Genomic DNA, 19,849 nt, shown 5'->3' with positions numbered 1-19,849 from the left:
TTTAAAGACCTGCGGGAAAGCTGACCGCCACGGTTGTTCCGCCGCCGGGAGTTTCGGTCAACGTGAGCTCGCCCCCATGTGCTTTGGCGATGCTGCTGCACGTGGCCAGACCAAGTCCGGAACCTGGGCCGTCGCCTTCCCGCCGCAGACGCACCAAGGGCTCCAGGGCTTTGGCGCGATCTCCGGGCTCGATGCCCTTGCCGTTGTCCGCCACGAAGATCGTGGCGCCATGATAATTGGAAACCCCGTTGATCCGGACGCGGAGATCGCGATCAGGACTGCGGTAGTTCATGGCATTGGAGAGCAGGTTCTGCAGCAGCGTCCGGAGTTGTCCATGGTCGGCATGGAGGGCCAAATCCTCCACCTCCACAATCCCGTGATTCTCGATGCCCAGGTCGCGGGCAACTTCTTCGGTCACTTGGCGCAGGGAAACGTGGGTGGGCTGGACTGCGCCGCCCACCCGGGAATAGCTCAGAACATCCTCCAGCATGCCCAGCATCCGTCGTCCGCTGGAGCCGATGCGGTCCAGGTAACGCGCAGCCGTGCTGTTCGGTTCTACATCGGGGTCGTCCTCCACCAGTTCCACATAGCCCAGGATGGTGGTGAGGGGAATGCGGAGATCATGGCTGACGCGTCCGGCAAACCCGGCGAGCTTGGCATTGCTGTCCTTCAACTCGGCATAGGTCCGGTCCAGCTGGGTGGTGCGGTGCTGAAGTTCCAACAACTCCACCACCTGCTTTGCCAAGACCTCCAGCATGCTCACCTGTTCGGGGCGCAGTTCTTTTGTCTTATCCGAGAAGACGCATAAGGTTCCAGGGACGAATCCGGATTCTGTCTGCAGGGGGACCGAAGCATAGAAGCGGACTTTCCCGAGTTCACCGGTAACAAAGGGATTGTCCGCGAAGCGCGGATCCTTTGAGGCATCGGCCACCACTGTCCTCTCACGGGAGAGGAACACCTTGGCGCACATGGAGTCCTCACGGGAGCAGACGCCCGGGTCCACGCCCCAGGCGCCAATCTGGTGCTGGTACTCCGCGCTGATGATGTTGACCACGCCAAAGGGAGCGCCGCACAGCTCCGTGGCGAGCCGCACCAGGTTCTGCAGGGCGCTCATGACGGCAGCATTGGGAAGCAGTACTGAATCCAAGGCCGGGTCCAAGCCATACTCCTGTAGTTCCAGGTCCCGGCTGATGTCATCAGTGAAGGAAAGCTGGCCCTGAACTTCCGTCATATTATTACTCCCCCAAGCGTCATTAGGATTCCCTGCCGATACTACCGGGACGCTGGCGGCGGTGGTTTACTGGGACGCATGACCGAGCAGGAACCGGCCTCCGCCGCGTCTACTGACAGCATCGATCTCTCCCTACGTACCCCCGCGGAAAGATCCCGTACTTTCACCGGGATCCTGGTGAACACTGCCCTGGCAAATATCACCACCAGCTACTTGTGGTTCGCCCTGACGTTCTGGGTGTACTTGGAGACACGCAACGTCATTGCCACCGGAGTGATCGGCGGTGCGTACATGCTGCTGATCGCCCTCTCCAGCATCAGCTTCGGAACGTTCGTGGACCGTTACCGGAAGCTTGCCGTGATGCGTTTCGCCGCAGCCTTCACCATGGGGATGTTCGTCCTCTCAGGCGTCATGTTCCTGCTGACACCGGAGCAGGCGCTCCTGGACCTGACGCAGCCATGGTTCTGGATCTTCACCATGATCATCCTGATCGGTGCAGTGGTGGAAAACATGCGGAACATTGCCCTATCCACCACCGTCACCATCCTGATCGAACCGGATCGGCGGGCCAACGCCAACGGGCTGGTGGGCATGGTGCAAGGGCTCATGTTCATTGTCACCTCGGTCCTCTCCGGGCTATCGGTGGGGTTGCTGGGCATGGGTTGGACCGTAGTTGTCGCCCTGGTGCTGACCGCCTTGGCCTTCGCGCACTTGCTCACCCTGCGTCTGCCGGAGGAAGTGAAGGCGGCGGCCTCCGATGCGCAAGGCGGCTTCGACCTCCGGGGGTCGTGGGCTGCCGTCATGGCAATCTCCGGGCTCTTCGCGCTGATTCTCTTCTCCACGTTCAACAACTTCATCGGCGGCGTCTACATGGCGTTGATGGACCCTTATGGCCTGGAAATGTTCTCCGTTGAAATGTGGGGAGTCGTCTCTGCCATCGGTGCCACAGGCTTCATTGTGGGCGGCGCACTGGTCGGCAAATTCGGCCTGGGGTCCAACCCCCTGCGGACCATGCTCATTGCCGTGGTGCTCATGGGATTCATCGGCGCCTTGTTCACCTTCCGCGAGTGGGCCTGGCTCTACATCGTAGGAATCTGGCTCTACATGGCGCTGGTTCCCGTGGTGGAAGCCGCCGAGCAGACCGTCATCCAAAGCGTGGTGCCACTTCCCCGGCAGGGCAGGGTGTTTGGCTTCGCCATGGCATTCGAGTCCGCTGCGGCGCCCATCACTGCCTTCCTCATTGCCCCGATCGCCCAATTCTGGATCATCCCGTACGCCCGGTCCGCGGAGGGATCTGCCAACCTCGCACCGCTGCTGGGCGAGGGGATCTCCCGCGGCATCGCCCTGGTGTTCCTGGCCGCCGGCATCATCATGATCGTGGTGGCGCTGATCGCTTTCCTCACTCCCGTCTACCGCCGCGTGTCTGCCTCCTATGCGCAAACCTCCAAGACGCAGACGGCAACGGAAGAACGGGAGAGTGAAAGCTCGGAAACGCCGTCCTCGCATTAGGGGTGCCCGGGCGCCCCTCAAGCGAGGGCGCCCGCTTTGACGGGGCTGATCAGGAGGCTGCGCGTACTGCGGCTCCTGCCATGGCAGAAGTGCCCAGGTCACTCTTCTCCAGGGCCTGCCCGCCTTGGACCGCCTTGACCCATGCTTGGGTTGAGGCAACCGCAGCCCAGTTGGAGTTGAGTAACGCCATCAAGGTGGTGTGCACGGTCTTCGCGTCAGCGGTTCCTGCCTCATTGCTGAGGTTGATGGCACCGGTTGCATCTGAGAGGACTTCGGTGGCAAAACCAAGGAATTCTGCCTCGACGGCCGAGGCCAGGATGCAGTTGTTGGTCATGTAACCCACCAAGGTGACGGTGTCGACGTCGTGCTCGCGGAGCCAGGCAGCAACATCGGTGCCGGCGTACACCGAACCGTAACGCTTGACGACGTTCTTCCAGAAACCGGTCCTGCGGGCTTCCACCTCAGGGTGTAGCTCGTATTCAGCAGATCCCGGGGCGAAAACGGGCGCGCCTTCACCTTCGCTGTGCTGGATCGCTGCGATGGGAATGCCTGCGGCGGTTGCAGCATCGATCGCCTGGGTCATCATGGGCAGCGACTCCTGGTGGTGCGGGTACCGAATTTCCAGTGGCCCGCTGAAGTACTGCTGCTGGACGTCTACAAGGATCAGGGCGCGGCGGATTGTGCTCATGGTGTTCTCCGTAGGTGGTTGCTTGTGTTTGGATGTCCCTTCTCATCTTTGGGCCGAGTCCCTTTAGGCACCAGTGGCACGTATGCCTATATACGATTGATTCGGGCCAAAGGATTAGGGAGCACGGTGTGAGGATCGCGGTATATGCCTTCGACGGCATCACGATGTTTCACCTGGCCGTGCCGCAAATGGTGTTCGGCGAAGTGTCACGCCAGGGTTTGGCCGAGTGGACCACCGCCCTGTTCTCCCACCGGGCGGGCCCCGTCCAAACCGCTGAGGGGTACACGCTGGGGGAGGTTCAGGGACCCTCGACGGCGGAACGGGCCGACGTCGTGGTGGTGCCCTCGTGGTTCGACGACGAGCGCGAGCCCGGCGAGGCTTTCAGTAAGATCCTCCGACAAGCCCACGCCAGGGGTGCAACCATTGTGGGGTTGTGCCTGGGAGCCATACCCGTTGCAGATGCCGGCCTTCTGAATGGTCGTTCTGCCGTCACGCACTGGCAAGCGTTTGATTCCCTCGCTGTCCGGCACCCCGAGGTGTCCCTCGACCAAACAGTGCTCTACATTGATCACGGCGACGTCCTCACCTCTGCCGGTACGGCCTCCGGGCTCGATGCCTGCCTGCATGTGGTGAGGGGCCGCTTGGGGTCTGCGGCAGCAAACCAGGTGGCGCGAAGCCTGGTCATCGCTCCGCACCGCGAAGGCGGGCAGGCCCAGTACATCGAGCACCCCCTTCCGCCGCGAGCCGAAGGCGACCCCATGGCAAGGCTGCTTGAATGGGCCATGGGGCGACTGGCTGAACCCCTCAGTATTGACCGGCTCGCGGCCCAAGCCCACATGAGCCGGCGAACCTTTGTGCGCGCCTTCCGTGCCTCAACCGGGACGACGCCGTCTGCCTGGATACGTAGTCGCCGGCTTGATGCTGCCCGCCGACTCCTGGAAACCACCAACTTGTCAATCGATCAGGTTGCGGCCGACTGCGGCTTCGGCAGCGCAGTGACCCTCCGGCAAAACTTTGCCGGCACCTTCTCCACCTCGCCCACGGACTACAGACGCCGCTTCACCGCCTGACGGGATGCGGAACATCCCCACATTCACGGCAAAGATCACTCTATTCGGATGAGACGGGATGATTGCCGCGTGGTGCAGGGTGGAGTCAGTCCGTGGCCCGCGGGCAGTCCTGCGTACCTGCAGAGATGGAGACGGTTCTATGGCTGAGGCGAACCACGTCGATTACACGCTCCAGCTTGAGCCGGACAATGTTCTGTCATTGGCGTGGGCTCCGGGAGCCCGGATCGAAGCCGAGAATGCCCGGGCAGCCGTGGACGCGGTCAACGAGTTCGCTGCCGGCAATCGCTACCCTCTGCTGGTCAGAATGGCCAAAACGAGCCATCTGAGCCGGGCCGCGCGGGACGTCTTCGTAGAGCCCTGCGCGGCATCCAGGATCGCGTTGCTGGGCGAAAACGCGGTTGACCGCATGCTGGTGGATTATCAGCTGGCCGCCCAACCGGCACCCTGCCCCACCCGGTTCTTTTCCTCCGAGGCCGAAGCCATGGCGTGGCTCGTGGAACCGGAGCAGCAAACCGCTGATCGAAATGCCACGGCTCAGCATGCCATGGATCAGCGGAAGGGCGGTTCAGGTTCCTTGGGAGGAGCCGCACCATGACCCAACCGGCAGCAGCGAGAAGAAGCACCTCTGAAACGCCGTCACCCGTCCACCCAACCCCGCAGAACCGGATGGCAACCGAATCCGAGGCGCTCCTGGCCGCATCCTCCGCGGCGGTGGTGGCAGGCCTGGCAGCATTGGTGATCTTCTTTGGCCGGACGCCGCCCTTGTGGGGTGGCGTTTCCCTGGGCCTCATCTCCGCGGGTGCCATTCTGGTGCTCGGGATGGCTGCGGCGTACATTGGCTACTGGCGCTCGCGGTACCTTCCGGACCAGCACTGGCGGCTGGGCCTGCCTCCCTGGAAGTTCATCGTGGATGCGTCCACTGTTGCCTTGGTCCACGCGCTGATCGCAGCGATCGCCACCGTTGCCTCCTTCCTGTTGTTGCAACGCAGCTTCCAAGGCCTCACCGTGGACATCTATGCTGCGACAGTGGGGATGGCGGTGGCCTCCGGTCTTGCCGTCTACTGGATTTACCTTTCCGTGGCGGACATCAGCACCCGGAAACTGTCAGGGCTGCTGGTCCTGTTCATGGTCATGAGCATTGTGGCGAGCATGGCGACGTCGCAGGATCCCAAATGGTGGGAGTACCATTTCAGCCAGCTCGGCACACTGGGCGGGGCGTCCAGTGGCCTGTTCAACCTGTCGTTGATCGTTGCGGGCTTCTTCATCACCACGTTCGCCGTGTACCTGGACCGGGATCTGAAGTCGCTGATCGCGCGCGGTGTGCTGGTGCACCGGTGGAGTGCGGGCCTCTGCTCCGGCGCGTTCGTTGCCATGGGACTGCTGCTGGCCGGCGTAGGGGTTGTGCCGCTATCCGTCAGTTTCCTGATCCATACGCTGTTTGCTTCAGGTATGGCCGTGGTCTTCATTCTGCTGCTACTGGCCTCCCCGTTCATTCTGAGGGGGCTGCCGGGCCGCTTCTTCTTGGTGTGCGGGGGCTTTCTGGCCGCCCTGATCGTCTCGCTCGTGCTGTTCTTCCCGGTGGGCTATTTCAACCTGACCGCTTTTGAGCTGGTCGCTTTTGTGATCATCTACGGCTGGATCGCCGTGTTCATCCGTCTGCTGGACGCCCTCGCCACGGGTAGCAACTGATGTCGGCCGGAGAGGTGGGGGCAGAGCGGAGGGCCCTGGGGATTTCGTTGTGGGTGTCCGTTGGCTCGGCGGCCGGGGCCATCATGCTGGGGGTCCTCAGCGGGACAAGGATCATTGTGTTCGACGGTGCCTACATGGGGATCGGGTTGATACTTACAGCGATCTCCTTGAAAGCGTCGTCTGCGTCCGCAGGCGGACCCACACGTCGCTTCCCTTTCGGACGGGATGCCTTCACCCCGTTGGTGGTGCTCATCCAGGGCCTGGCGGTGGCCGGAACGCTGCTGGTCGCGGCAGGTGACGCTGTGGTAATCATTCGCGACGGCGGTTCTCCGGTCAGCGCCGCCATTATTGCTGTTTATGGGGTCATCACCGCGGCGATTGGGTTCGCGCTTGTCTGGTGGATGGGGCGGGCGGCACCTGATTCGGATCTGGTGGTTGCAGAAATTGCGCAGTGGCGCGCCGGGGCAATCCTGAGCGTCATGATGGTACTGGGTGCTGTGGTGGCGTTGGTCCTGCAGGGCCTTGGCCTGGACGATGTTGCCCTCTACGTTGATCCGGTCCTGGTGCTCGTTGCCTGCCTGATCCTGGCCTACATTCCCGTGGGACTGATCCGGACCGGTTTGAACGAACTCCTCGAAGGTGCACCGTCCAAGGAACTGGACGCAGCCATCACTGATGCAGTTCAGGCCGTGCGGCAAGAATTCGGGCTGCAAAAACCGCTTATTCGATCCGGAAAAGTGGGGCGAAAGCTCTACGTGGAAGTAGATTTCGTGGTGGCGGGAACTGACTGGAACGTGGGCGAGGAAGACGCCGTCCGGCGGGCGGTTGTCAAAGCACTGGAGCCCCTCGGCCTTGATGTGTGGGCCTACGTTGCGCTGACGGCAGCCCCGGATCTCTTCGAATAATCACAGAATCATCGCCTGCTTCGAGTGATAACTCGATAACCTCTTTCCCCCGTCATTGAGGTATGCAAGTATCGGCCAATGGACCAATATCTGTGGGTGTTGAAGGAAGATCAACTGGATTTGATTCGGGAGTTGGAGCCGGCCAGGCTCGAACTCCTTGATGAGGACGGCCTGCTGAAGTTGCACAAACGGGTGCGGCGGGCCCGCAACAAATACACCACCAATTACCGGCGTAAAGCCGCTGACGAGGTCTTGGAGGCCGGCGGGCGCGGAGCTGCTTCCAACAAATCGGACAAAGCCAGGGCACGGGCCTTCGTGTTCGAGGAAGCCCTTTCGATCGTGAGCAACGAACTCGCCCGCGTAGCCCACGAAGCCGCCGAAGCCCTCAAGCATGAGCGCCTGGAACGCGCCAGTGCCGGGAAGTCAACGGGGCCGGATTCCGTGGGTGCCGGTGCCAGGACAGGAACCGGTCCCGGACGGAGCCGGTCCCACCAGAAGACGACCGGCGGCGTGAAACGCGACGCCTCCAGCCGGTCCCAAGGAGCCCAGCGCCAAGCCAAGAAGGATGCGCGCTAAGGCCGGTCACCGGTTATCAGCAGCAAACGCACGACGGCGGGAGGTCGCCGTCGTACGTTTGCTGCGGTGCCGCTGCGGTGCCGCAGCGAATCCGAAGCGGTGCAAGCTGACCGTCAGAGGAGCGTTGCCGTGACCTTTCCGTCCTGAACACGCACCGTGAAAACCCTGCTGCTTCCATCCGGCGAAGGCACCCGCACTCTGCGCTCAAGACCGTCGGGGGCCGCGAAGGCGTGGAATTCCATGTCCTCGCCCCAGTCGTAGTCGGGTCGGTTGGATACCGTGCCGATCGGAATGACAGCGGCCTCCCGTACCCACACCGCCGCGTCCATCACGGTGTACGCCTTGTGATGCCAGCGCGGGCCGTTCAGGGTTTCTCCCGTCTGAAGATGCGTCCATGTGCCCTCGGGAAGATAGAAGGAAACCTCGCCGCCCGGATTCATGACCGGAGCAACCAGGAGATCCGGCCCCAGCATGTACTGCCGGTCCAAAGGTGCGCAGCCGGGGTCCTCCGGGAACTCCAGGAACATGGGGCGCATCAGCGGAATGCCTTGCGAATATGCTTCTTCTGCCGCCATCTGCAAATAGGGCATCAGACGCATTTTCTGCTCGGTGAAGTGTCGGAGAACCTCCACGGACTCCTCGTCCACCAGCCAGGGAACGCGGTAGGAATTGGAGCCATGGAGTCGCGAATGGGAGGAAAGGAGTCCGAAAGCGATCCAGCGTTTGAAGATTTCCGGTTCAGGCGTCCCCTCGAAGCCTCCAATGTCGTGGCTCCAGAACGAAAATCCAGAGGCCGCAAGGGAAAGGCCGCCGCGCAACGACTCTGCCATGGCCGCAAACGTAGATTCGCAATCTCCGCCCCAGTGCACCGGCATGGTCTGGCCGCCGGCAGTTGCGGAACGGGCGAACACTACGGCTTCACCTTCGCCCAGTTCTTTCTTCAGCAGATCAAAGACCGCGCGGTTGTACAGCTGGGAGTAGTAGTTGTGCATCTTCTGCGGATCAGAGCCGTCGTGCCAGGCAACATCGGTGGGAATGCGCTCGCCGAAGTCCGTTTTGAAGGAGTCAACCCCCTGGTCCAGCAGCACCCGCAGCTTGTCCTGATACCAGCGCACCGCATCGGCGTTGGTGAAGTCCACAAGACCCATGCCCGCCTGCCACATGTCCCACTGCCACACCGAACCATCCGGACGCTTCACCAGGTAGCCCAGATCGGCACCCTCACGGAAGAGATGTGAACGTTGGGCGATGTAGGGGTTGATCCACACACAGACCTTGAGTCCACGATCATGCAGGCGTTGAAGCATTCCCTCAGGGTCAGGGAACGTGGCCGGATCCCAGATGAAGTCGCTCCAATGGAAGGAACGCATCCAATGGCTGTCAAAATGGAACACCGATAACGGAAGTTTCCGCTGCTCCATTCCGTCAATGAACGAGGTCACTGTTTTCTCGTCATAGTCCGTGGTGAATGACGTGGACAGCCACAAACCGTAGGACCATGCCGGGATTCGGGACGGCCGGCCCGTCAGTTCGGTGTACCGGCGGATGATGTCCTTGGGGGAGGGCCCATGGATGATGTAGTACTGCAGCCTCTGGCCCTCCACGCTGAACTGGGTCCTGGAGACCACCTCCGAGCCAACTTCGAACGAAACCAACTCCGGGTGGTTCACGAACACGCCATAGCCGTCATTGGTCATGAAGAATGGGACGTTCTTGTAGGCAAGATCGCTGGACGTTCCGCCATCCTCATTCCAGATATCCACGGATTGACCGTTCTTGACGAAGGCGCCGAAGCGCTCGCCCAATCCATAAATGTTGGTCCCAACACCCAGACTGAGTTGCTCATGGACGAAGGTCCGCCCCTGATCGTCCGTAATGACCCCTACACTTCTGGGCGTGGAACTGGTCAGTAAGCGGCCGTCGCCGAAGAAATCGACGCCCCAGTCCCCACGGGTGTTGATTGTGGCCGTGAGGCCTCCCGAGGTGATGTGCGCGGAGTCTTCATCGACCCGGAAGGTTGGTGCGGCGCCGTCGTGCTTGACCTCGAACCTGGGCCCCTTGTCCAAACCGCCTTGGAAATGCTCAATGGTCACCCCGATCACGTCGGGCATCGGGGCGTCGAAAGTGACGGTGATCTGGGGAAGGTTCAACGCGTCCCCGCGGGTGGCGATGCGCTTGGTAGGGGCGTAAACCGTCAAGGCATCTTCATTGACCACCACATCAGAGACGTCTTGCGGGCGCAGGGCGGAAAAGCCCTTGCGGTAGAGCCAATATCCGTCAGTGAATTTCATGGTGACTCAGTTTCCGTTCTTTTGTGGCGAGTGCGGGTTTTGGGTAGTCGGGCCGCATTTCAGGACCAGGACTCCGTAGGGAGGAAGCGTCAGTTCCGCCTCGTGGCTGGTGCCTGTGAGCATGTCTATGGAGGGTCCGTTGGCTCTCATGTGTTGGTTGAGTTCTATGTGGCGGCTCCCGTCCCCATGGTTGAGCAGGAAAAGGTAGTCGCCGCGCTGGACGAGTTCGACGTCGGCCGGCAGTTTCCCGGCCACCACAGAGGCGATTCCTGCATCCCGTAGCGCGCCCTCGACCACCACATCCACGGCGTCCTCGGGCAGGTCGGCTCCGGCATACCAGCTCCACCCCTTGCCGTGGTTGTTACGCACCACCGCCGGCTGGTCGGACAATGGGCCGGCGGCGAAGGACGCCACGGGTGAGGCGCTGCCTGAGTGGATGCGGAGGTCCTCGGACCAGCTGAGCGCCTCTGCGTCCATCGCGACGCCCTGGCCGAATGCCAGGCGCACCGGGCTGGCTAACGGGCGCCACTCTTCCCCTGTCACTCCCAGCAGGTCCGCGAGCACTGCCGGGTGGCGGCCGTTCCGAAGATGGCCGTTGGCATCGGCCACTCCACTAAAGGGACCTACGACGGCGGTGCCCCCCGCGCGTACCCACGCGTCCAGTGCTTCAGCGTCCTTTTCGGTCAGCAGGAACAGGCTCGGTGCCAGCACCAGATCGTAACGTCCCAGGCGGCTTGAGGGGTGGATGACTTCCACGCAGTGCCCGCGCCGGAGCAGGGGCCGGTAATACGCGAGCATCTGGTCCATGACACCCAGCCGGTTGCTGGGGCGGTCCGGTGATTCCGAAGCCCACCAACTGTCCCAGTCGAACAAGACTGCAATCCGGGCGTGAGCAGGGGTGCCTGCCAGAAGGCGAAGCTCTTGAAGGTCTGAACCCAGGGTACAAACTTCGCGGAACACCCTGGTGTCTGCTCCCGCAAGGGGAACCATGGCGGAGTGGAAGCGTTCGGCTCCGAAGGCGGACTGGCGGAATTGGAAGTAGCACACGGCATCGGAGCCCCGTGCGACAGCTGCCAGTGAGTCCACGCGGAGGGCGCCCGGGTCCTTGGGCACGTTGTGACCGCGCCAACTGACCGCCGAGGTTGCCGACTCCATCAGCATCCACGGCGCACCCCCGGCCAGGCCCCGGCAAAGATCGTGGGTGAGCGCTGCGGTTTCCCAAGATTGCGGCTCTGCCGGATCAACGTAGTGGTTGTTGCCAATGAAGTCTGTTTCCTGCGCAAAACGAAAGTAGTCAGCACCCCGGAAGAAGCCCATCAGGTTGGTGGTGACCGGCTGCTCGGCATGGTTTCGGATCACATCACGTTCCGCCACGAACAACTCGAGGAGAGCCTCTGAGGTGAACCGGTGGAAGTCGAGGACCTGGGTGGGATTATGCATGTACGGCGCGGCACGCGGCGGAAGGATCTCTTCCCAACTGCCGTAGCCCTGACTCCAGAAAGCCGTCCCCCACGCCGAGTTGACGGCGTCGAGGGATCCGTAGCGGCGCAGCAGCCATGACCTGAACGCCACGGCCGTTTCGTCGTCGTAACTGATTTGACCCAGCTCGTTGCCTACATGCCACATGGCGACGGCTGGGTGGGCCGCATAGCGCGCGGCGAGCCGGGAGGTGACGGCCAACGCCGCTGCACGGTATGCGGAGGATGACGGCGAAAACTGGTTCCTGGAGCCGTACCAGAGCGTGGTGCCGTCCGCGGCGGTGGGGAGCGAATCAGGGTGTTGGTGGCCCAGCCATGGGGGCGGGGAAGCGGTGGGTGTTGCCAGGCAAACACGGATTCCGTTGTCAGCCAGCAAGTCCAGGAGACGGTCCAGCCAGCCGAAGTTCCACTGCCCTTCTTCGGGCTGGAGCCGGGCCCAGCTGAACACCCCAACGGTCACTATGTTGATGCCTGCCCGCTTCATGAGGGCTATGTCTTCCGGCCAGGTCTCTTCCGGCCATTGTTCGGGGTTGTAGTCCGCGCCGAAGAGCAGGCCGGTCCCATCAGTCACGTTTTTCAGGCCGTGGCTACGGAGTTGCATTGTTTTCCTTGGTTAAATGGTGGCTATGGATAATCGAAGGGCTTCAACAAGTGCGACCATCACCGATGTCGCCCGGGAGGCCGGGGTATCCACCAGCACGGTGTCTTATGTGATGAGTGGTAAGCGGACTATTTCGAAAGAAACACGCGACGTCGTTGAGGCCGCCATGGCGCGGTTGAATTACAGTCCCCGGTCCAGCGCCCGGGCCTTGGCCTCAAGCCGGTCCAACGTTTTGGGATTGGTGGTTCCGCTCCGGCCGGACGTGAACGTTGGCGTGGTGATGCAGTTCGTGACCGCCGTGGTAACCACTGCCCGGACCTTCAACCAGGATGTCCTGCTGTTGACGCAGGACGACCCCGGAAGCATCGAACGAGTCACTTCGCAATCGATGGTGGACGGGTTGTTGATGATGGACATCGAAGCCCGCGATCCCCGTATTCCCGTCCTGGCCCGTTTGCAGAAGCCAGCGGTCCTGATCGGCATGCCGGACGAGCCGCGGGGGCTGAGCTGTGTGGACTTCGATTTCTCCGGCGCATCCCGGCTGGCGGTCCGCCATCTCTGGGACCTGGGGCACCGAAGCATCGCGTTCATCGGCTCACCGCCTGCCTCCCTGAAACGCCACGCCACGTATGCAGACCGCGCCTTGCAGGGGTTCACCGACGCCGCAAACAGTTTTGGCGCCACCGGCCGGGCCGTGGCATGTGAGGCGGATTCCCCGCAGCTGGCAGAGTCCCTGGACGCCATCTTCACCGGAAAACATCCGGCCACTGCGCTGGTGGTGCACAACGAGGCCCTGCTTCCCATGCTCCGGGAAGAGCTTTCACTCCGGGGCCTGGCCATTCCCAAGGACATCTCAGTGGTTGTCATTGCGCCGGCAGATGTAGCCAAAGCGGCAGCCCGCCCGTGGACCGCCGTATCCATTCCGGCCATGGACATTGGGCGGTCCGCAGTGGAAATGGTGATGGATCGGCTGAGCCGTGACAAGCCCGCAGAACTGAGGCTTATTGCGCCATCCTTGACGCCGGGCGAGACAACGGCCGAAGCTCCCTGAACCCCAGTCATCCCTTGACCGCACCGATCATGACGCCCTTGGTGAAGTGCTTCTGAACAAACGGATAAACAAGCAGGATCGGCACCATGGCCAGCACAATGACGGCCATTTGAAGTGCCGGCGAAGCAGCTGCGCCCTGTCCCACGTCGATCTGCCCAGGCACCGTCACGCCCTGAAGGACGTAGGAACGCAGCACCACCTGGAGCGGATTCATGGCGCTGTCGTTGATGTAGAGGACGGCGTTGAAGAAAGCGTTCCAATAGCCAACCCCATAGAAGAGGGCAATGACGGCGGTGACAGCTTTGGACATGGGCAGCACAATCTGCGTGAGCGTCCGCCAGTCGCTGGCGCCGTCCATGCGCGCGCTGTCCAGGATGCCGCGGTCAATGCCCATGAAGAACCCGCGGAGGATGATGATGTTGAAAACGGAGATACAGCTGGGCAGGATCAGCGCCCAGTATGTGTTGATCAGGCCCAGGCTGGACACCAGCAGATAGGCCGGAATGATTCCCGCGCTGAAGAACATGGTGATCAGCAGCGTGAACAGGATGGGTGTGTGTGCGAACGAGCCCGGACGCGACAACCCATAGGCGCACAGCACCGAAACCACCATGCTCAATGCCGTTCCCGTCGCTGTGACGCCCACACTGACCAGGACGGCCCTGGTGACCACCCCGCCGCTGAGGATCTGTTGATACGCGGCAAAGGTGATTTCCCCCGGGATCAACACCAAACCACCGGCTTGCGTGATGGTGGCCTGGGAAGAAACGCTGGTCAGCACAATGGTGTACAGGGGCCCCAGCACGGCCAGGACCACAGCGCCGAGGATCAGGAACTTCCCGGCCTTCGCCACTACGCCGGGTTCCTCCTCCCAGGCTGCGCGTTGGGAGGTGCTGTCCGGTTTTCTGGTATTTCTGACCAGGATGCTCATTTTGAATACACACCGCTCTCGCCAAATATGTGGGCGACTTTGTTTGCCGCAAGGATCAGGGCCAGGCTGATAACGCCTTTGATGAGGCCGGCCGCGGCTGCATAACTCCAATCGCCGTTCTGCACGCCGGTGTAGTAGACGAACGTGTCCAGTACCTCCGCTGCTTCGGCACCTACGGCGTCCCGTTGAAGGATGAGCTGCTCAAAGCCCACGGACAGGGAATCTCCCAGCCTCAGGATCAACAGCAGGACGATCACGCTTCGGAGCCCCGGCAGGGTGACGTGCCACATGCGCTTCCACGGGCCGGCGCCGTCCACTGCAGCCGCCTCGTATTGGGCGGGATCAATGGCGCTCAGCGCAGCGAGGAACACGATGATGCCCCACCCGGCGTCCTTCCAGATGGCTTGGGAGGTGATCAGGAAGAGAAAGGTATCCGGGTTGGTCATGACGTCAACGGCCTCCCAGCCGTTGGCGCGCAGGGACTGGTTCAACAGGCCGGCGCCGCCGAAGATTTGCTGGAATACCGAGACCACCAAAACCCACGAGAAGAAGTGTGGCAGGTACACCACGGCCTGGATGGCTGCGCGCAGCCTGGGGTTGATCAGCGAATTCAGCAGAATGGCCAGAGCGATGGGAATGGGAAAGAAGAAGACCAGCTGAAAGGCAGTGATGACCAGGGTGTTTTTGACGGCCATCCAGAAATCGGGATCGCCGAAGACCCTGGAGAAGTTATCCAGGCCAACCCATGGGCTGTCGGCGAAGCCTATGAAGGGGGAGTAATCCTGGAACGCCACCACGTTACCGAGCATGGGGAGGTAGGCGAATACGGCCAATAGGAGGACCGCGGGCAAGGCCATGAACACCAAGGACCGGTCGCGCTTGAATCGGGCCAGCCTGCCGGCCCGGGGTCGTCCGGACACCTGCTCCTGCAGGCGCTTGCCGGCCCGTGATTTCTTGTCGGCCCGTGATTTCTTGCCGGTCTGGGGTTCCCTGGCTGACCCGCTGCTGTGGGCTGCCGTTTTATCGCCTCCCGCTGAGGGCGAGGGTTTTTCGGTTTCGATAGTCATGGAGTGCCGTCCTAGGCCAGGAAGCCGGCGTAGAAGTCGCGCAGTTCGTCTCCACCCTTGCTCCGCCAGGAGGCCACTTCGCTGTCCAGGTCCTTAATGCTCTTGCGGCCCCGGACGATGTCTTTGGCGAGGTCGTTGAAGGGCTTACCCAATGAGGCGAACTTGGTGGGTTCCTCAATCTGCATACCGAAGAAAGCATCCTCCGTCACATGGGGTGCCTGGCGGGCCTCCCATCCGGACTGGGCTTCTACGAGTCCCGGGTACTGGACCATGGAATTGACGATCGGGCCCGCCACAAGGAAGGCGTAAGTACTGGTAACTTCCTGGCTTCCCTTTTCAGTCATTTTGGGGATGCCCTGGGAGTCCTTGGTGTAGTGCACGCCTTCCACGCCGCTGGTGATCAGCCGGTTTTCCTGTGTTCCAAAGGGGGCAGCAATGAAGTTGGCCAATGCGAGCAGCTCCTCCACCTTGGCGGGGTCATCGGTTTTCTTGATGAAGCTGAAGATTGCTGCCGGCTGGGCACGGAACAGGGTGGGCGCCCCGCCGTCGGGTGCGAAGTAGTCCATGGGGAGCATTTTGAAACCCGGGTTGGAGGGCAGGACCCGGGCCAGTGCTTCGTGCCAGCCACCTACGCCGTCCGATGCCATGAGCGATGCGCCGGACTCGAAGCGCTGCTTGGATTGCTGGGCGTTGCCGGCCACGGCGTCCGGGTGCACCGAACCGTCCGCGAAGAGCTTGGCAGTCCACTCCAACGCAGCGCGGTATTCGTCCGTTTCGAATTTGTTCTGGAGCTTTCCGTCCACTTGCTTCCATTTGGGAACCACTCCGTGAATGATCTGGGCGCCGTTCCACACGTCCTCCGAACCCCAGCGGTTCTTGGCGGGATCCGTCAGCTGCTTGGCCACCTTGAGGTAGTCGTCGGCAGACTTTGGCGGTTCCACTCCCAGCTGCTCGAAGATGTCTGCCCGGTAGAAGATGGCGTCGGAGATCAGGGCGCCGGGGTAGGGAAGTCCGTAGAGGCCGCCATCGAAGCAGCCCAGTTTCCACGAGGCGGTGGGGATGTTGGCAAGGTTGGGGTATTTCTTCACTTTGTCACCGGCCAGGAACTCTGACAGGTCGGTGAAGATGCCCTTGGCCGCCTGACCGAATCGCGGCGGCAGGTTCCAGGAGGGTATGACTACCCAATCCGGGACGTCTTTGGGCGAGGCGAGGACGGTTTGAATTTTGTCTGCATAACTATTGCCGTCGTTGACCTGGAAGTTGATGGTGGTTCCGAGCTCGGCATTCACGGCTTTGTAGTAGCTGTTCTCCGGCAGGGACGGCGGGATTGCCCACCATGCAGGTGTCATGGCTGTATAGGTGCCTCCCTTGCCGGGCGTGTCCTTCACGGACTTAACCAGGGTGGCCGGGAGCGTGGTAAATCCGGGGGTGGATCCCTTGACTGAGGGAATGTCCGGCTTCACCAGATCCAGCGGAATGTAGCTCGGGACCAGTTTGGCGACTGCCTCGGCCAGACCACCGGAAGTTGTGGCAAGGGGTGCGGACGCTCCCGGGCTGCAGGCTGTGAGGGCTGACGGTGCAGCTGCCAGAAATACCGCGCCGCCAAGGACGCCCAGGAAGGACCGGCGGTTGACGTTGATTGCCCCCGTTCCGCGAGGTGGTGCTTCCGTGCGTTTTTCCCGGAAAGTCTTAAACGGCGGCGTGTTGGAACCAAGCATGAAACACTCCTTTGTGATGAATTCATTGCAAGAACTGTCGAAACGCTTCGATTGCGTCCACCCTAGGCTATTCGCTGACTTTGACGCAATGGTTTGGGTGTTGCACATCACAGTGAGCTGATGGAACACTGAAGTTCGACGCCCATTCGTAGAAGCGATTCAACAGTCAATGACAGGACACTCTTCGTGACTAAAAGCCATGTCCAGGCAGTGCAACACCTGCTCCGCCTCCTGACGCTGGAGCAAAAGATCGCCATGCTCCATCAGCATGCCCCCGCGGTTCCCGAGCTTGCCCTGGCACCTTTCAGGACAGGCACCGAAGCTGCCCATGGTGTGGCGTGGCTTGGACCGGCAACCGTCTTCCCGCAGCCCGTAGGGTTGGCTGCAACATGGGACGAGGACCTCATCACCCGGGTGGGCGAAGCCATAGGGCGCGAGGTCAAGGCAAAAAAGGAAATGGACCCCAGCGTCAGCCTCAACGTGTGGGCCCCCGTGGTCAACCCGCTGCGACACCCGCTATGGGGGAGGAACGAGGAAGGCTTTTCCGAGGACCCGCACCTGACTGCCCGGTTTGCCAGCGCCTTTTGCGCAGGACTCAAAGGAGCCGATGCCGGGACCTGGTTGACGGTGCCCACCTTGAAGCATTTCCTTGGCTATAACAACGAGCACGATCGCAGCCTCACCTCCAGCAACCTCAGCGACAGGGTCCTGCACGAATACGAGTTGCCGGCATATCGGCAACCCATCGAGGACGGCGTAGCTGGAGCGGTAATGCTCTCCTATAACCTGGTCAACGGACGCCCGGCCCACGTCTCGGACCTGGTCAACAAGCATCTGCGGACATGGACCAACGGCGGCTCGGTGGTTGTGGTGAGTGACGCAGGTGCGCCCTCCGCACTCTTCCGCGCCGAGAAGTACTTTCCCGACGGCGCGTCCGCCTACGCTGCCGCGCTCAAGGCAGGGGTGGATAACTTCACTGACGACGGCGACAACCCGGGCCCGTCAGTGTCTTACCTTGAGGACGCCTTGGAACGGGGCCTGCTGACGGTGGATGACCTTGACCGAAGCGTGCTCAGGCTCCTCACGCTCCGCGCCAGGACGGGAGAATTCGGCGACCATCACGGCTCTTCTTCGACCAGCGCAGGGGAGAGCGATGCGGCTGCAACCGTGGCCCTGGCCCGCGAAGCTGCCCGGAAGTCCGTGGTCTTGCTGCGTAATCAGCCGGATCCCCACCTGCTCCCACTGGGGAACAACCCTGGATCCATTGCCGTCATTGGAACCTTGGGCCAGCGCGTCCTGAGTGACTGGTACAGCGGCACCTTGCAGAACGAGTGTGGCATAGCAGAGGCTCTTTCCCGGCGTTACCAGGACGTCATAGCTGAGGACGGCCTGGACGTTATAACCCTGCGAAGCGTCCGTACAGGCACCTACCTGGGGCTGCCGTCGCCGTCGGAAACCACCGACGACGACGGCGGCGTCCTGGTCGCGGACACAACCTCACCAGCTGTTGGGGAACACTTCACGCTGAAGGACTGGGGGAGCGGCGAGTTCAGTCTTCAGTCAAGTTTGACCGGGCGTTTTGTCGCAGCCGGCACCGACAACTACCTCAGGGCTTCGGCGGATCGAATCGGAGGGTGGGTGGTGCAGGAAACCTTCCGGCTGGTGCATTCCCACGACGGAACCGTTGCCATCCAGCACGTTGCCTCCTCCCAATGGGTGCGCGTCGAGTCAGGGACAGGGAGTTTGGTGCTGGCCTCCGGGGTGGAAGCCGCCGCTGATCGCTTTGTGGTCAGAACCATCAAATCCGGGCACCATGCAGCGCATGCTGCGGCCGCTTCATCAGATGTGGCAGTGGTAGTAGTAGGCAACGATCCCCACCTTGGCGGGAGGGAAACCCAGGATCGGGAATCCTTGGACCTGCCGCAGTCCGAGCAGGAACTCGTCAGGATCGTGCAGGATGCGAATCCCAAAACCATCCTGCTTGTTGTCTCCTCTTATCCCTATGCACTGGGTGATTTGGCCGATCTCCCCGCTATCGCCTGGACATCGCACGGGGGCCAGGAACTGGGTCCGGGGGTGGTGGACGTGCTCAGCGGAGACGCCGAACCCACGGGACGCCTCCCGCAAACGTGGTTCGCCCGGGACCGGGACCTGCCGGACATTCTTGACTACGACATCATCGGATCCGAATCCACGTACCTGTACACGCGTGCGGAGCCGCTCTATCCGCTGGGTCATGGCCTCGGCTATGGAGATGTCCAGTACACGAATGCCGTTGTCAGCAGCGACCCTGCCAGCAAAACCATCGGCGTGGACGTCACCCTCACCAACCAGGGAGATCGGGTGGCCCACGAGTTGGTGCAGGCCTACGCCTCAGCTCCCACCCATCAGGACCACTTTCCGCGGCGGCTTTTAGTTGCCCACCGGCGGGTTGAACTCGCTCCAGGTGCTCGCATAACGGCCACCCTGCGCATCCCTGTGGAACGTTTGGCCACGTTCAGTACCGTCGCGGAGGCCATGGTGGTGGAACCCGGGGAGTACCGGATCCTGGTGGGCTCTTCCGCCCAGAGGCTGCCAGTGAGCGTGGCCATTCAGGTCCCGGATCGCGGACAGCGTTCCCGGCGGATAGCAGGGACGTGGGTGCCGGCGCGGCTTTACGACACGAAATCAAACATTGACCTGGTGCCCTCTCAGCCCCTCTCGGGTACAGCGATCACTCCAGCAGATCCCTTCGAACCTGCATGGGCGGTTTACCGCAAGTGGGACGGCCTGCCAATAACTGCAGTCAACTGTGAGGTCTTGTCCGCCAGGACAGGGAAGGGCTTTGGTGACTGCAGCATCAGCGTGCAGACCTCCGGGCCAGCCGACACCTGGCTCGATCTTGGCCAGTGCCAACTGAAGGAGGGCTACAGCGGCGAGGTTGGAATCGACGTCGACCCCTCCGTTCTCCCGGCTTGGACCGCGAGCGGGACGCTTCGGCTGGTACTCAAAGGGGCCATAACCGTCCAGCAGTTACAGGTGACCTAAGCGCCGGGTGGATGAGA

15 protein-coding genes are annotated in these 19,849 nt (G+C 61.9%); 8 read left to right on the top strand and 7 right to left on the bottom strand.

Annotated features, from left to right (window positions below):
• Nucleotide 1 precedes the first annotated feature (1 nt).
• Nucleotides 2-1,231 carry a GAF domain-containing sensor histidine kinase gene (locus tag ACZ5J0_RS18740; protein WP_166842528.1) on the bottom strand — a complete coding sequence of 410 codons (1,230 nt, stop codon included), beginning with the start codon at nucleotides 1,229-1,231 and terminating at the stop codon, nucleotides 2-4.
• A gap of 78 nt (nucleotides 1,232-1,309) precedes the next feature.
• Between ACZ5J0_RS18740 and ACZ5J0_RS18735 the strand changes: the two genes are divergently transcribed.
• Nucleotides 1,310-2,740, top strand: a complete 1,431-nt coding sequence (locus ACZ5J0_RS18735) for an MFS transporter (RefSeq protein ID WP_166842527.1) — start codon at nucleotides 1,310-1,312, stop codon at nucleotides 2,738-2,740.
• 49 nt (nucleotides 2,741-2,789) lie between these two features.
• Here ACZ5J0_RS18735 and ACZ5J0_RS18730 read toward each other — a convergent pair whose 3' ends face one another.
• Nucleotides 2,790-3,428, bottom strand: a complete 639-nt coding sequence (locus tag ACZ5J0_RS18730; RefSeq protein WP_142937511.1) for an isochorismatase family protein — start codon at nucleotides 3,426-3,428, stop codon at nucleotides 2,790-2,792.
• 128 nt (nucleotides 3,429-3,556) lie between these two features.
• Here ACZ5J0_RS18730 and ACZ5J0_RS18725 point away from each other — a divergent pair, with 128 nt between their 5' ends.
• The 5 genes from ACZ5J0_RS18725 (at nucleotide 3,557) to ACZ5J0_RS18705 (ending at nucleotide 7,668) form a co-directional block, all read left to right on the top strand.
• Nucleotides 3,557-4,498: a GlxA family transcriptional regulator gene (locus ACZ5J0_RS18725; protein ID WP_250821432.1), complete on the top strand. Its 942-nt coding sequence runs from the start codon at nucleotides 3,557-3,559 to the stop codon at nucleotides 4,496-4,498.
• Nucleotides 4,499-4,637: 139 nt separating this feature from the next.
• Nucleotides 4,638-5,093, top strand: coding sequence for a DUF7793 family protein (locus tag ACZ5J0_RS18720; RefSeq protein WP_223941192.1), 456 nt, complete (start codon nucleotides 4,638-4,640; stop codon nucleotides 5,091-5,093).
• Nucleotides 5,090-6,187 carry a DUF998 domain-containing protein gene (locus tag ACZ5J0_RS18715; RefSeq protein ID WP_464093774.1) on the top strand — a complete coding sequence of 366 codons (1,098 nt, stop codon included), beginning with the start codon at nucleotides 5,090-5,092 and terminating at the stop codon, nucleotides 6,185-6,187. The genes ACZ5J0_RS18720 and ACZ5J0_RS18715 overlap by 4 nt, the downstream gene beginning before the upstream one ends.
• The gene (locus tag ACZ5J0_RS18710; RefSeq protein ID WP_142937514.1) at nucleotides 6,187-7,092 is read left to right on the top strand and encodes a cation diffusion facilitator family transporter; all 906 of its coding nucleotides are present in this window, start codon (nucleotides 6,187-6,189) and stop codon (nucleotides 7,090-7,092) included. Before ACZ5J0_RS18715 ends, ACZ5J0_RS18710 begins: the two co-directional genes overlap by 1 nt.
• Nucleotides 7,093-7,170: 78 nt before the next feature.
• The gene (locus ACZ5J0_RS18705; protein WP_464093773.1) at nucleotides 7,171-7,668 is read left to right on the top strand and encodes a hypothetical protein; all 498 of its coding nucleotides are present in this window, start codon (nucleotides 7,171-7,173) and stop codon (nucleotides 7,666-7,668) included.
• A 113-nt stretch (nucleotides 7,669-7,781) separates the two neighbouring features.
• Here the strand turns inward: ACZ5J0_RS18705 and yicI are convergent, their stop codons facing one another.
• On the bottom strand, nucleotides 7,782-9,959 hold the full coding sequence (yicI, locus tag ACZ5J0_RS18700) for an alpha-xylosidase (RefSeq protein ID WP_464093772.1): 2,178 nt from the start codon (nucleotides 9,957-9,959) through the stop codon (nucleotides 7,782-7,784).
• Nucleotides 9,960-9,965: 6 nt separating this feature from the next.
• On the bottom strand, nucleotides 9,966-12,038 hold the full coding sequence (locus ACZ5J0_RS18695) for a beta-galactosidase (RefSeq protein WP_464093771.1): 2,073 nt from the start codon (nucleotides 12,036-12,038) through the stop codon (nucleotides 9,966-9,968).
• A 25-nt stretch (nucleotides 12,039-12,063) separates the two neighbouring features.
• On the opposite strand from ACZ5J0_RS18695, the gene ACZ5J0_RS18690 reads away from it, so the two are divergent.
• Nucleotides 12,064-13,089, top strand: coding sequence for a LacI family DNA-binding transcriptional regulator (locus ACZ5J0_RS18690; protein ID WP_142937518.1), 1,026 nt, complete (start codon nucleotides 12,064-12,066; stop codon nucleotides 13,087-13,089).
• A gap of 7 nt (nucleotides 13,090-13,096) precedes the next feature.
• On the opposite strand, the gene ACZ5J0_RS18685 is transcribed toward ACZ5J0_RS18690, so the two are convergent.
• The 3 genes from ACZ5J0_RS18685 to ACZ5J0_RS18675 are packed head-to-tail and all read right to left on the bottom strand — an operon-like array spanning nucleotide 13,097 to nucleotide 16,805.
• Nucleotides 13,097-14,020, bottom strand: coding sequence for a carbohydrate ABC transporter permease (locus ACZ5J0_RS18685; RefSeq protein ID WP_166842521.1), 924 nt, complete (start codon nucleotides 14,018-14,020; stop codon nucleotides 13,097-13,099).
• Nucleotides 14,017-15,087 carry an ABC transporter permease gene (locus ACZ5J0_RS18680; RefSeq protein WP_464093770.1) on the bottom strand — a complete coding sequence of 357 codons (1,071 nt, stop codon included), beginning with the start codon at nucleotides 15,085-15,087 and terminating at the stop codon, nucleotides 14,017-14,019. Before ACZ5J0_RS18680 ends, ACZ5J0_RS18685 begins: the two co-directional genes overlap by 4 nt.
• Before the next feature lie 11 nt (nucleotides 15,088-15,098).
• Entirely contained in the window at nucleotides 15,099-16,805 is a 1,707-nt protein-coding gene (locus ACZ5J0_RS18675) for an extracellular solute-binding protein (RefSeq protein WP_464093769.1), read from the bottom strand.
• Between the two features lie 186 nt (nucleotides 16,806-16,991).
• Between ACZ5J0_RS18675 and ACZ5J0_RS18670 the strand changes: the two genes are divergently transcribed.
• Nucleotides 16,992-19,832 (top strand): beta-glucosidase, encoded by a 2,841-nt coding sequence (locus tag ACZ5J0_RS18670; protein WP_464093768.1) that lies wholly within the window; start codon nucleotides 16,992-16,994, stop codon nucleotides 19,830-19,832.
• The last annotated feature ends 17 nt before the right edge of the window (nucleotides 19,833-19,849 follow it).

The organism is Arthrobacter sp. DualSoilB13, from assembly GCF_055389195.1.
Note: the sequence above shows the minus strand (reverse complement) of the source record. Positions and strands in the feature narration are given on the sequence as shown.

What these genes read in the sequence shown, in the direction of transcription:
- ACZ5J0_RS18685 (WP_166842521.1), bottom strand. Translation starts at nt 14,020, where the DNA reads ATGAGCATCCTGGTCAGAAATACCAGAAAACCGGACAGCACCTCCCAA.
- ACZ5J0_RS18735 (WP_166842527.1), top strand. Translation starts at nt 1,310, where the DNA reads ATGACCGAGCAGGAACCGGCCTCCGCCGCGTCTACTGACAGCATCGAT.
- ACZ5J0_RS18715 (WP_464093774.1), top strand. Translation starts at nt 5,090, where the DNA reads ATGACCCAACCGGCAGCAGCGAGAAGAAGCACCTCTGAAACGCCGTCA.
- ACZ5J0_RS18720 (WP_223941192.1), top strand. Translation starts at nt 4,638, where the DNA reads ATGGCTGAGGCGAACCACGTCGATTACACGCTCCAGCTTGAGCCGGAC.
- ACZ5J0_RS18695 (WP_464093771.1), bottom strand. Translation starts at nt 12,038, where the DNA reads ATGCAACTCCGTAGCCACGGCCTGAAAAACGTGACTGATGGGACCGGC.
- ACZ5J0_RS18705 (WP_464093773.1), top strand. Translation starts at nt 7,171, where the DNA reads ATGGACCAATATCTGTGGGTGTTGAAGGAAGATCAACTGGATTTGATT.
- ACZ5J0_RS18710 (WP_142937514.1), top strand. Translation starts at nt 6,187, where the DNA reads ATGTCGGCCGGAGAGGTGGGGGCAGAGCGGAGGGCCCTGGGGATTTCG.
- ACZ5J0_RS18680 (WP_464093770.1), bottom strand. Translation starts at nt 15,087, where the DNA reads ATGACTATCGAAACCGAAAAACCCTCGCCCTCAGCGGGAGGCGATAAA.
- ACZ5J0_RS18730 (WP_142937511.1), bottom strand. Translation starts at nt 3,428, where the DNA reads ATGAGCACAATCCGCCGCGCCCTGATCCTTGTAGACGTCCAGCAGCAG.
- ACZ5J0_RS18740 (WP_166842528.1), bottom strand. Translation starts at nt 1,231, where the DNA reads ATGACGGAAGTTCAGGGCCAGCTTTCCTTCACTGATGACATCAGCCGG.
- ACZ5J0_RS18690 (WP_142937518.1), top strand. Translation starts at nt 12,064, where the DNA reads ATGGATAATCGAAGGGCTTCAACAAGTGCGACCATCACCGATGTCGCC.
- yicI (WP_464093772.1), bottom strand. Translation starts at nt 9,959, where the DNA reads ATGAAATTCACTGACGGATATTGGCTCTACCGCAAGGGCTTTTCCGCC.
- ACZ5J0_RS18675 (WP_464093769.1), bottom strand. Translation starts at nt 16,805, where the DNA reads ATGCTTGGTTCCAACACGCCGCCGTTTAAGACTTTCCGGGAAAAACGC.